Origin of the sequence: Telluribacter humicola (genome assembly GCF_017355935.1) — a bacterium.
In the GTDB taxonomy this organism is placed as follows: domain Bacteria; phylum Bacteroidota; class Bacteroidia; order Cytophagales; family Spirosomataceae; genus Telluribacter; species Telluribacter humicola.
Genome location: NZ_JAFIQT010000004.1, coordinates 108,896 through 122,393 on the forward strand (window position 1 = coordinate 108,896; position 13,498 = coordinate 122,393).

7 protein-coding genes are annotated in these 13,498 nt (G+C 43.7%); 5 read left to right on the forward strand and 2 right to left on the reverse strand.

Going from position 1 to position 13,498, the window contains the following annotated elements:
• Window positions 1-26: 26 nt before the first annotated feature.
• Both JUB14_RS18575 and JUB14_RS18580 read right to left on the reverse strand, forming a co-directional pair.
• A complete protein-coding gene (locus tag JUB14_RS18575; RefSeq protein WP_207508281.1) occupies window positions 27-1,313 on the reverse strand; it encodes a hypothetical protein in 1,287 nt (428 codons plus the stop codon).
• 412 nt (window positions 1,314-1,725) lie between these two features.
• Complete coding sequence (locus tag JUB14_RS18580) at window positions 1,726-3,300, reverse strand: family 43 glycosylhydrolase (RefSeq protein ID WP_207508284.1); 1,575 nt, start codon at window positions 3,298-3,300, stop codon at window positions 1,726-1,728.
• Window positions 3,301-3,900: 600 nt separating this feature from the next.
• Between JUB14_RS18580 and JUB14_RS18585 the strand changes: the two genes are divergently transcribed.
• From JUB14_RS18585 to JUB14_RS18605, 5 genes are all read left to right on the forward strand, one after another.
• A complete protein-coding gene (locus JUB14_RS18585; protein WP_207508286.1) occupies window positions 3,901-4,527 on the forward strand; it encodes an RNA polymerase sigma factor in 627 nt (208 codons plus the stop codon).
• Window positions 4,528-4,582: 55 nt separating this feature from the next.
• A complete protein-coding gene (locus JUB14_RS18590) occupies window positions 4,583-5,557 on the forward strand; it encodes a FecR family protein (RefSeq protein WP_207508288.1) in 975 nt (324 codons plus the stop codon).
• Window positions 5,558-5,698: 141 nt separating this feature from the next.
• Window positions 5,699-9,184 carry a SusC/RagA family TonB-linked outer membrane protein gene (locus JUB14_RS18595; protein WP_229368008.1) on the forward strand — a complete coding sequence of 1,162 codons (3,486 nt, stop codon included), beginning with the start codon at window positions 5,699-5,701 and terminating at the stop codon, window positions 9,182-9,184.
• 30 nt (window positions 9,185-9,214) lie between these two features.
• Window positions 9,215-10,981, forward strand: coding sequence for a RagB/SusD family nutrient uptake outer membrane protein (locus JUB14_RS18600; RefSeq protein ID WP_207508290.1), 1,767 nt, complete (start codon window positions 9,215-9,217; stop codon window positions 10,979-10,981).
• 81 nt (window positions 10,982-11,062) lie between these two features.
• The gene (locus JUB14_RS18605) at window positions 11,063-13,495 is read left to right on the forward strand and encodes an alpha/beta fold hydrolase (RefSeq protein WP_207508292.1); all 2,433 of its coding nucleotides are present in this window, start codon (window positions 11,063-11,065) and stop codon (window positions 13,493-13,495) included.
• The last annotated feature ends 3 nt before the right edge of the window (window positions 13,496-13,498 follow it).

Consider the following 13,498-nt stretch of genomic DNA (forward strand, 5'->3'; position numbering starts at 1 on the left):
CAGCCGTTTTTGGATTCCCTCAGATCTTACTCTTGTCTGACAATCTTACTTATATCTATGCTGTACATCTGGCGCCCTAGTTTCTCATGCGTCGAGTCAAAAAAGACCTGGGTACCCTGTTGATTACAGCGGGGATGGAGGTCACAACGCCACTCCCCTTTGTACTGAGGAGGCGAAAGAAATTTCCCAAGGATTACCCTACGGTCGGTGGGAATGTGGTAGAGGTACAGGGTTTGTATACGTTCCTGATTGGGATAGGTATCATTGAGTACCCACTCGTTATTGGTGTTAGGTACATAGGTATTATGGCCATTGACGGGCATTTTCTCCTCCCCGATATGGCTGCTTTCCTGCGTTTTGTCTTTCAGTAACCAGAATCCCCATTCTTTTCCAATGGGCTTCGTCCAGACCAGCAGATGCTCCGGGTCACGCCACACAAAATGCGAGGAGTTACCCGAAGGGTCAACAATGTACCTGTCGCTGCCGTCTACCCGGGCGGTAACCATACGGGTCACAAAATCAGACGTAGCCATGCGTTGCCGGTCAGCCAGTACGTTGCGCCAGCGATGCAGAAACTCAACCCGCTCACTATCCGGACTCACCAGCAGGTGGTTGAACCAGTGCCAGTTATCCGCCACCGATTGACCCTGATGCGGCGTTTGGGCCATCTCAGCGATAGAAATCAAAAGCTTGCTTTTGCCAGTCTTCAGGTCCAGGCGGTACAGCCCGATTTCGGCCGGCGACTTTTTGGCCTGATAGGGGTCAGGTACTCCGGCGTAGCCGTAGCCGGGCCGCAGGTTTTGAATACGATTAAACTCCGTACCTACTGCAAACTGGCCGTTGGGGGCCAGGGCATAAATAGCCTTCGGCAACGTCCTGCTTTTTTGGGTGCGTATATTATACACCCGGCTGACGTACCGGTCTCCTTCCCGGCCAGGTGTGGCCCGATCGTTCCAGATGACTTCTTCCTCTGAGCCGGGTACCCACTGCAGCATGCATCCCTGCTGCCAGCCCCAGGCGTGCGAGGTACCCAGTTCTATCCATTGATTTTTATTCTGCAAATCAATCATCCCAATGGAAAGCACGTCGTTCACTTCGGGGCTGCGTCCCTCAAAGGAAACCCGTTGTCCCAGTACGTAGCGCCCGGAGGGATCGGTCTGAAACTTGTCGTAGTAGCCAAACCAGCAGAAATGGTTGCCATCGGTAATCCGCTGCACGGGAACGTTTTCTTCGGGCAGAAACAGAGCAGCCGGTATACCAGCCAGAGAAAGACTTCCGGCCAGGGAGTTCTGTAAAAACAAACGTCGGTTCATAATCGGTAGGTTATGCTTTCTCGGACAGTTCTGCAAGCTAGGTACTGCGTGGGGCTCCTTGCGTAGCAGAAGAATAAAGCTTATAACCTTAAGGTCAGTAAGGGAAGTTCTTACCCAAAAATGGTTTGATTTTAAACAGAGCGGCAGCCATCAAAGCCTGTGAGCCCCGTTCTTTCCAGCACATCAACCTTCCGGTCTGATGCGTTCATGCGGGTAGCTTGTCCTTAGAAGGCTAATTTACCAGATTGATACGTTCAAACTGTGAGGCCCGGTAACAATGGAAGGCACTGGTTGTATCAGTATTGGACTGGACCGTTATTTCAGCTATAATAATCCCGGATGGAAACATAGCTAGGTTTTAAACGGTACGTGTTGTAAAAGCTTTAGGATAGTTTGAACCCATCTATTATTACTATAGGTACCTGATCTCGAAATAACCAAATGCCGCCGGGGCTGTTCCGTTCTGCATCAGGCCGGGACGGGGGCTACGGTCCCAGGGTGGCAGAAAATCGCCATTGTAATAAGTTGGGCCTGTTTCCACTTCCTTCCAGCCTTTTCCGTCATTGCTCCAATAAAACCTTATTTGGTACCCTTTCTCCACTTTCATTTTTAACTGTACCTGGCCATTCTCGGATCGTTTTTCTTCCTTCAATACCGTCCTCTTATCTTTCTTAACCTCCCATACCTGTATCTTAGTATCAGTAACTCCAATACCAACCGATTGTCCTGCATCGCCATAAAGCACCAGTCCTTTAAGAGAAATATTGTTGTTGATTACTTCGGTTGTCATTTCATAATTCCCAGTCAAGGGCCGGATAGTCATAGCGGTGCCTGTCAGGTTACCTGTAGTTGGTTGTCCCGAAAAATGCAAAGCTCCCCTTTCTACCTTCCACTCCGGCTGGGCATGTCTGAAATCCCACTGCCAGTCACCGGCCAGTGAAGTCTCCGAAAAATCATCCCGTAACTTCTCTTTAATAGTGACTTTCTCTCCCAAAGGTTTTATATTAGGCCAGCCAGTTGAGGTGTTCCAAACCACCTCACCCAGCATCCCCTGCCTGCCGGTATAGACATCGTCCCCTTTACTATAAGCATGGTATAGGTAATAGTCTTTCCCTTCGCTGGAGGTGACAAGGGTACCATGACCGGTACATTTCCAGTCCTCCGTCTCGGAGAGGATCGGGTTCTCAGAATACCGGGTATAAGGGCCTTGGAGCGAGGTTGCCCGAGCCACTTCCACCTTATAGCTGCATCCCCGACCGCAACAGTTACCCGGCGAAAAAAAAAGGTAGTAGTAGCCATCCCGCTTCACCAGGCACTGCCCTTCCAGCCCTACTTTCGCGTCATCACGCAACAGCATGAATGGCTCTCCAACTACTTTGAGACCGTTATCCGACAGCCGGGCACCTACTACTTCAATCGGCCGCTGGTCCAGTCCGTACGCTTTCCAGGTTATAAACAACTGCCCTCCTTCTTCTACCACAAACGGATCAATGGCTTCTTTGCCATATTCCAGTAGGATACCCTGATCGGTAAAACCTTTGGCCGGATCAGTGGATGTGGCCACTCCAATACAGGATATACCGTCACTTTTTTTGCGGGCTACATAGTATGCCAAGTAGGTACCATTCCGGTAGAAAAGTTCAGGCGCCCAAAACGAAGAGGATGCCCAGGTAGGTGTTTTCGAGAATATATAACCAATAGGCTGCCAGTGTAGCAGATCAGTGGATTGAAAAAGAGGAAAATGCGGCGCCCACTCAGATGAAGTACCTGTCGCATAGTAGGTATTTCCCACACGAATAACAGAGGGATCGGCAAAGTCACCAGGTATGACCGGATTCTCTTTGCGTTGAGTACTGTCTTTTAGTTTGGTTTCATTTACGTTGATCCAGCCTACATCCACAGTGGATTGCTTGCAGAGGTAAGTACTCCTGTAATCATTAAAAAAATTCAAAAACAAGAGCGAAATATGCAGAAAAAGTAGGTTCATGTAGCTGAGTTAAGTGGGGTGTCAATTTAGGAGAATTCTTATAAATACTGAAATTGTTATCCTGTTCATCTGCTTCTGAAGGTACCTTTCCTGCTTTGTACAGGATGGTTTATAACCATGCCATAGTTATCTGCGGTAGATAATCCTACTTCCACTTGTTGATTTTACATTATACTGTTCCATTTTAAAACAGGACACTACTCTACTGGTCTCATCAATTACCTGTGACTGCATGAGAGGCAAGTACTTCAGCGACTTTGGTTTTATAGTTTATAGAATACAAGGTTCAGTAGTATTGATCTATTCATGGCTTACCTATATAAAATAGTGAAAGGGATTGCTAGGGTCATTACCTTCTAGAAGTACTGACTTGTACAGTGGGTGCACTATTGCCAGAGTTACCGCCGCATATGGAAGTCCATCAGGTAATATGAGAATTTTTACCAGTCATATCTATTTGTATTTAAGAATTCTATTTGACATTCATTCGCAGTTAGTGATATGGAACATCATTAACCTATTGAATAATAACGCATTAGTAGTTCATGGGGTCATTTCATACTACATAGTTAGCCATTTGTACTATACCTTATATAAGTTATGTATTTAACACCTGAAGAGCATCTTAGTTTATGGAATGACTTTCGCAGTGGAAATACTAAGGCATATGCGAAAATTTATGAGTTATTTGCAGCCGACTTGTATCGATACGGGTACAACCTCGTCAGGAATAAACAGTTGGTCGAGGACTGTCTTCATGAATTGTTTCTACATCTACATCATCAAAAGCACAAGCTTAGCCCTACTAACAACATCCGATTTTATCTATATAGAGCACTTCGAAACCGTCTGCTTGACTCGATACAAAAGCAAAATAAATTCACTTCAGAGGAGACTACCTTTAATCAGGCTGAATTTACAGTACAATCATTTGAGTCACAGTGGATAGAAGAGCAAGTCCTTGTACATCAGAAACAGATGGTAGTTACAGCGCTAAATAAGCTACCAAAGCGCCAAAAGGAAATCTTATATTTGGTATATATGAAGGGGCTCTCACATCAGGAAGTAGCCGAAGTAATGAATATTTCTATGAAGAGTGTCTACAACACATTAAACATAGCTTTGAAAACATTAAGGGATTATGTAAATATATCATTTCTAAAAGAGGGCGTCTTAGGAGTAAGTTTAGGTAGTTTAGTAAATTTATTTTTTCTACCCCTTAACTAAAAACGGGACAAGTCATCCAATAATACATTTACAATTAAAAACTGTGATCTCTCTAATGCAGTACTCGCACTATGATGTTGAAGAGTTTTGTAAAGATGCCTATTTCATAAGCTGGGCAACTTCTCCAACTCCGGATTCTGATCTTTTTTGGATGTCTTTTTTGGAAGCCTACCCTCACAAAGCAGAAGAGATACAACTTGCTCTGGAGTACATCAAAGTTTTTCGTTTTTCAGAGAATGAGCCAGATGAGCAGGATTTGCTTCGTCTGAAACACCGTATCTGGGAGGATATTGAGAAGCCCTCCCGGCCTTTCTACCAGTGGAGGCCAATCCCATATCTAGCTGCCGCTTCGGTTATTCTTTTTCTTTTGGTAGGATTTTGGTTCTATCAGAAGCAACCATCTACCCTGACCTATACAACTCCCTACGGACTTATTCAGGAAATCAAGTTAGCAGATGGCACTGTGGTTACCTTAAATGCCAGATCTGAGCTAAAGGTTATTGAGAATATTGCAGAGAATAAAGTCAGAGAAGTTTGGCTCCAGGGCGAAGCCTATTTTAAAGTTTCCAAAAGTAAGGATGTAAAATTTATCGTCCATACCCCTGAGACCCAGGTAGAGGTACTAGGAACAGAGTTTAATGTTAACACCCGCAGAGAAAAAACGCAGGTTGTACTAGCTGAGGGAAACGTACAACTCATATCAGCAACTCATCGAAATATAGTCATGAGACCTGGGCAAATGGCTATTGTTAAAGACGATAACCAGGTGCAGCTAAAAACCGTACAGCCTCAACTCTATGACTCATGGAAGGAGTCCATATTAATAATGGACGATAAACCTGTCTCAGAAATTGTTGAAATAATGAATGACACCTATGGCCTGAAATTATACTTTGCCGACTCTTCCTTATTAAATAAAAAACTTTCTGGCAAGCTCCTGGTAAAGGATCAAAACCACTTCCTGGAAAACTTCTCTATCATTCTGAATGCAAATCTGGAAAAGACTCAGGATGGATATTTATTTCGGTAATCAGCCACTTCGTTACATTTTGTTCTGCATCAACTGCAATTAGTGGAATAAAAAGAAAAATTTACTGTAAAAACCGGGATAAAAGCTTCCCTGCCACGTTTGACCGTTAAACAGTACAAATTTCTATTCCCTGATGATAGTATGAAAAAAATTTATCTCTGTTATTGTGCTTTTACCCTGGCTCTATGCCTGGGTAGAGTGCAGAAAATGCATGCACAGCAACTTTTTGCTTTCAACCAGTCTAAAGACAAAGGTCTGGTGGCGACACAGGAGTCTAATAGTCTCATTTCTTTACTAAGCAAGTTAGAACTAAAGTACAAGACTAACTTCGTATATGAGAAGACGTTAGTAGAGAGTAAAACTTTTGATGTAGAGATTAAAGAAAATGAACAGTTAGAATCTGTTTTAGATAAGGTACTTCCAACGGTAAACCTTCAATACAAAAAGTTGAAAGGGGGCGGCTATGTATTATTACCAGCCAAGCCCAGTACACCTAAGCCTACACCTTTAAAAAACTCTGAGGCTCGTAACACTGTGAAAGATCATACACTCCCGACCAATCTCAGACCTACTATTACGACCTCTAAAATAGAAGCCAAAACTATAATTACTAGCGTTGAAAGATTGCTCAGAGGAACGGTAACGGATGAAACCGGCGCCGGACTTCCGGGGGTGAGTATTGTTATTAAGGGTACCACTCGGGGCACCACATCAGATGCAAGCGGTACCTATCAGATTGAAATACCTGATGGTAGCTCCACCCTTATATTTTCCTTTGTTGGCTATGTTTCTCAGGAAGTAGAAGTAGGTAACCAAACCCGGCTAGATGTAATCCTTTCCTCTGATACCAAAGCCCTCGAAGAAATGGTTGTAATTGGCTATGGAACAGCTAAGAAGAGTGATCTAACTGGGTCTGTAGTTCGTGTCAACGCGGAGACTTTTCAAAATCAGTCTGTCTCACAGTTGACAGAAATGCTTTCTGGAAGGGTGGCTGGTTTTGCCTCTAACCAGGGTACTTCAGCAGCGGGTGGCGGCTCTATGGAAATTCGGGGCCCCAACTCTTTAAGTGCCGGATCTTCTCCCATGGTCGTGTTGGACGGGGTTATATATAAAGGTAGTTTACTAGATATTAACCCCAATGATATTGAAACTATCGATATTTTAAAAGATGCCAGTTCTGCCGCTGTGTACGGTTCCCGGGCTGCTTCCGGAGTAATACTTGTCACTACCAAGAAAGGTAAGTCAGGTACCCCTACTATCAATTTTACTGCCCGGGTTGGTGTGGCGGAGGCGACAAGGGCCAGAAGACCATACAATGCCGAAGAATACATAAAGTTTCGACAAGATTTTTTCAGAACCGTTTTCCCATCTATACCTTACGATTTTTATACCCATCCTGATCAATTACCTTCTGGACTGAGCATAGATCAGTGGCGTGGTTTAAGTACTAACCCACAGGCTGATAACACCAGGGAATGGATGGCCCGCATGCGGTTCTTTGATATAGAACAAAAAAATTATGTAGAGAATAAAACGACCGACTGGTATAATGAAGTAATGACAAAAGGTCTCCGACAGGACTACGACGTTAGTATTGGTGGTGGTACTGATAAAATCAGATACTATTGGTCCCTTGGATACCTCAATAATGAGGGCATAATACTGGGTGATAAATTCTCAGCGGTACGTTCACGGATCAATGTGGATTATGAAATCTCAAAATGGTTGAATGCAGGGATCAATGCTCAGTTCTCTGACCGGGATGAAAGCTCGGTACCGGCAAGTTTAAACTTCTATTCTAATAGTCCCTATGGTCAGATGTTTGATGATCAGGGCAATTTGATTAGGCTCCCTCATGGTCATACAGATAACCCTTTGCTGGATTATTATCGTAAAGACAGACTCAAAAAAACGAACAATCTTTTTTCAAATATTTATGCTAATGTAAAGCTGCCCCTTGGGATTAACTATAAAATATCTTTCCAGCCTCGATATGAGACAATGAAAGATCTTTCGTTTACTTCAACGGATATACGTCTGGGTGGGTTGCCGTCTGATATAAGCCAGGGATCAAGGGAGGAATATTCACATTACGAGTGGATGATAGATCACTTGATTACATGGAATAGAGATGTGGGATTACATAATTTTGATGTTACTCTACTTTACAATGTGGAAGAGACCAACAGATGGTCTTCTATACAAACGAACAAAAACTTTTCTCCGAGTCAGCAGCTAGGATATCATGGTTTACAATTTGGGGATGGACCTGCAGTATCCAATGATGATTATAGAAGTACTGGCGATGCATTAATGGCACGTCTGAATTATACATTTGCTGATAGGTATTTATTAACTGCATCGATACGTAGGGATGGGTACTCCGCTTTTGGAGAACAGAACAAAAGGGCCACTTTCCCTGCCCTTGCCTTTGCCTGGCGAATATCGGAGGAGGAGTTTTTTAATTTTGAACCTATCAATCAGTTAAAGCTACGGGCTTCCTGGGGAGTGAACGGTAACCGTGATATAGGTATCTACTCCTCTTTGGCCAGAATCAATTCTAATCTATGGTTTGATGGGACCCGCCCCCGGATAGGTGTGTTCAACTCGTCATTAGCCAATACATCGTTACGTTGGGAAAGAACGCAGTCAGTCAATTTTGGTCTTGACATGAGTCTATTTGCCAATCGAATTGATCTGACTCTCGATTACTACGACATGACTACCCGCGACTTGCTGATGAACCGTAATCTGCCCAGTATTACCGGATTTGCCAATATCACGTCAAACTTAGGAGAATTGGGAAACAAGGGATTCGAGATGACTATCAATACGGTGAATATTAACGAAAGAAACTTCAAGTGGAGGACAAATCTGGTTTTCTCATTTAATAGAAATAAGATCAAGAAACTATTCGGTGATGTAGGTGAATACAGGCTACTAGGAGAAACCCGTACTGGTGAAATCCCTGATTTTACGAACCAGTGGTTCCCCGGACAGCCGATTGATGTAATATGGGATTATGAACTTCTAGGTGTATGGCAGGTAGATGAAGCTGCAAAAGCTGCTGAATACGGGATGCGACCAGGTGATTTTAAAGGAGTTGATGTAGACCAGGATGGGATCTACAATGAATTAGTTGATAAACAGTTCATTGGCTACACGAGTCCAAGGTATCGCTTCGGTTTAAGCAATGATTTTACCTTTCTGAAGAATTTCACTTCATCCGTATTCCTTCGGGCGGACCTTGGCCACATGGGTTCGTATTCTAATGCCCTGTTAGGTGGCTACGAATCAAATGACCGGACAAACAGAAATGTCGGGCCGGTCCCTTACTGGACTCCTGAGAACCCAATCAACGATTACGCCAGACTTGATCTTAACACAAGCGGGTATGGTGGAGGCCTAAGGATATTCAAGCCTCGTTCTTTTGTCAGAGTTCAGGATGTAACACTAGCTTACAATGTACCTTCTGCACTTGCTCAAAAAATGCGGCTTAGTAATGTACGGGTATTTGGGGCACTCCGCAATATAATGACCTTTACTAAATGGCCACACTGGGACCCCGAATCAGGAAGTACGCCGATGCCAAAAAGTTACACTCTTGGCCTGAATGTAACCCTTTAACTGAAAGTTAACTTCATAAAGAATTCAATCATGAGAAGACTTAAAATATTCCCCTATATCCTTATAGTTTCCTTACTATTTCAAACGTCCTGTTCAAAAGACTGGCTAGAAATAGACCCGCTTTCATTTTTTGCACCTGAAAATATATATACTAATGAAGCAGGTTTTGAAGCACTTCTGGTAACAATGAGGAAAAGCCTCAACTATGATTTTTCCGGTTACAGAAACCCAATAGCTATGGACCATGCTTACTCTGACATAGCCGTTGCCCTTACACAAGTAGATTTTAAAAGAAATACTCCCAGTAGTAGTGCCTTCTGGCCACTACTTTCAATGTTTAACAAAAGCTACGAGTTTATAAAGAATGCCAATGTTCTCATATCCAGAATAGACAATGTAAAGTGGGAGAACGAAGCGGTTAGGAATCGTCTACTGGCAGAGGCTTATTGGCACCGGGCTTACTGGTACTACAGGTTGGTTCATTCCTACGGAGATGTTCCCTGGATAGGAGAAGAGCTGATAGGGGCAAAGCTGGATTTTGCTACATACAGCCAATCGGCTATACTCAAGAAGATTCAGTCTGACTTAGAATACTCTGTTCAATGGCTTCCTGAAAAGCCTGCTGTACTTGGCAATCTCACAAAAGGAGCGGCAAACCATCTTTTAGCAAAAGTATACCTGGCCAATCTGGAATATGATAAATCAATAGCTGCGGCCAGTAGTGTTATTAATGGACCTTATGCATTGATGAAAGAAAGGTTTGGAGTGGATGCGAATGACCCTAGCCGTAACGTTCTGTGGGATCTACACCGCCGGGATAACAAAAATAATCCTCAGAACACTGAGACAATCTATACTACCGTAGACAGACCAGATGCCCCTCCGGGTGCGTGGTCTGATGGTGCGTATACTATGCGTAACTATACGCCTTCCTGGTGGAAGATCCTGGATGGTAGGGGCAGCAGAGCTTGTAACTGGAATACTCCAACGGGTGATACACTGGGCATTGGCAATGGAGATGTACGGACAAATGATTATTTCCATTATCAAATATGGAATGGTCCCAACTATTCCTGGCAAACAACAACTGATCTACGGAGAGCTGATATTAACTGGATTGAGATGGGAAAAATGGTTTCAGAGATAAAAGGATGTTTAAATGGATCTCCTATGAATGGGCTTCAATTGAACAAATCGCTATATGGTAGTCTGGTTGATACAACAGACACCTGGTATCCCTGGCCAATCTACAAAACCTTTATACCCACTCCCAATACAGTTCAGCCCTGGGGAGGGCAATCTGACATGTATGTATTCCGTCTGGCTGAAACCTATCTGTTAAGAGCCGAAGCGTACTACTGGAAGGGTCAGAACAGCCTGGCAGCAGACGACATCAACATGGTCAGAAAGCGTGCTAAGGCTCCCTTGATTTCAGCCAGCGATGTTACTATCGATTATATTTTTGATGAGCGCGCCCGGGAGTTATACATTGAAGAACCACGACACTCTGAGATGGTCAGGGTATCCTTTATTATGGCTAAGGAAAACAAAAATGGATATAGCCTGGCTAATTTTCATCAGAAAAACTGGTACCATGATCGGGTAATGCGTGTTAATGAGCACTATCGTACACCTCTTTTTACCTGGTTTGCTAACGTTGCTGACATGCAGCCCTACCACACGCTGTGGCCTATTCCGCAAAGTGTAATTACCGCGAACACACTAGGAAGAATAAATCAAAATGTAGGTTATGATGGAGCTGCCAATAATGTACCTCCATTAGAGACAATAGAGTAGTTTATGTCTGAGCACATAGCACCGGGAGTCAACTAAGAATATAAAACTTTTTGAGTTTAGTGGATACAAAATATTTGTCTGATGGAGAGCAAGCCAGCTATTGGATTTTTTATGAGCATTTCAGCTACCTTGTTTTGTTTGTTGGCATTTGTGCCAGCGTTGAGAACAGCAGCAGCTGGATTTGAGGGATCCGAAGTAGCAGCAATAGTTCATAATCATGCTTCCTTCTCCGCGGATACCACTAAGCAAAAAAGGGACCTTGATAAAATCATAGAACTCTTACCTCCGGATCGGACGGGCAATGGTCATGTATCATATTTTGATAAGTCCTTCCAGGATTGGATTACAAGAACAGGAGAACTGCCTCCTGACTTCGATATATTGCCTTCAATTCCCTTCCTGCCCGACCCTATGGTCAGGCAGGAAGGGGAGGAAACGGTCCCTATCGCTACAATAGAGCAGTGGAAAGAAAGGCGGGAGGAAATAAAGAAAGAACTGGAGTATTATATAACGGGTACCTATCCAGAGCAGCCCCGAAATTTAGAAGTAGAACTACTTAGTGAAAGAAGAGATGGGCAGACTACACTTCGGATGGTTGATCTAAGGTTTGGTCCGGGATTAGCTGCTCACCTGACGGTAGAACTAATGATTCCTCCGGGTACGGGGCCTTTTCCGGTATTCATGACTCAGTGGACACATCGGGAATGGGCTCAAATTGCGGTTAAAAGGGGATATGTAGCCTGTGTATATGCAGGCGGAGACTCAAAGGATGATACAGAAAAATACGCTGAGATCTGGGCGAAAGAACATGACTTTTCCAGGCTTATGCGTAGAGCTTTTGGGACTTTCGTTGCAATTGATTACCTGTATACACTTCCATTTATTGACAAAGATAAGATTGGCTTAACGGGGCATTCCAGAAATGGAAAGCTATCTCTTATCGCTGCGGCCTTCGATGAGCGTATCAATGCTGTTGTTACCAGTAGTGGTGGCTCTGGTGCCGAAGTACCCTGGCGCTACGCCTCTCATAATTATGATGTAGAAGACATAGCACTACTTACTACGGCACAACCGTCGTGGTTTCATCCTCGCCTGAGGTTCTTTATTGGCAGAGAAAATAAGTTGCCGGTAGATCAGAACTATTTTATGGCCCTGGTAGCACCCAGGGGCCTCATGCTTAGTACCGCTACCTCGGAAGGAGCAAGTAATCCATGGGGGGCGGAACAAGCTTACCGGTCAGCACAAAAAGTGTACAATTTTTTAGATGCTGGTGACCAGCTCGTCATCAGGTACAGGAAAGGTTTACATGGTACTTCTGCGCAGGATATAGAAGACTACATCGACTTCTTTAACTACTCCTTCAAACGAGTTACTGAAAAGCCGGAGTACCGATTACTTTACAATTATTCATTTGAGGACTGGCGTAAGCTTAGCAAGGAACAAATTAACCCACTGGAATTTCCTAGTAAAGACCTTGAAGGACTTGTGCAGGCACCAGATGGAAAGAGGTCTCTTTCTCAAAAAGAGTGGGATCAAAAAAGAAAAGAGATTTTAGGGCAACTACGATGGATCTTAGGCGACCAGCCTGCTACTGTATCGAATCCCGGCCCTGGAAATCTGCAAAACGGAGGTATAGGTGAAGACTACTTTGGAAGTTTTTTAAGGCGCCCCAACATAACTTCTAAAATGGCTAGAATGGCCATTACACCCTATAAAGGTTTTGGGGAATACCTATATGGCTATTTATACTACCCTGCTAACAAAATAAAGGATACGCAGAAGGCTAAGTTACCCGTACTCATTTATCTTCATGAATATGACTACTCCAAAGGATTTGCTTCAATGGGGCATGATCATGAGATACAGCCTTTTTTTGAAGCCCTAGTAGATCAGGGTTATGCCATTTTTACGTATGACATGATCGGGTTTGGTAATAGAATTGAAGAAGGGACACGCTTCTATCAACGCTACCCCCACTGGTCAAAAATGGGGAAGATGGTTGTTGATGTACATGATGCAGTAGATGCCTTGACAAATCTGGATTTTATAGATAGTACCAAAATTTATACTCTAGGATATTCACTGGGAGCTACCGTAGGATTGTATGCTACTGCGTTAGATAAACGTATTGCGGGAACTGTTTCAGTGGCTGGGTTTACTCCTATGCGCCTGGATACACCTGATAAGGGAACAGAAGGCATACGAGCGTACTCCCACCTGCATGGACTACTTCCTCGCCTGGGATTTTTTGTAGGCCATGAAGCTCGTATCCCCATTGATTTTCATGAAATAGCTGCGAGTATTGCTCCCCGGCCCCTACTTGTGATAGCACCACAAATGGATAGATATACTACGTTACCTGATATTCAAAAGGCAGTAGTAGAAGCGAAAAAGGTCTATCAGCTTTATAGTTCAGAATCAAAAATTCAGCTTTCAACACCCAGTGATTACAACAGATTTTCTGAAGTGATAAGAAACTTAGTCCTGCAATGGAGTAAGATTAATTTAAATTAACCC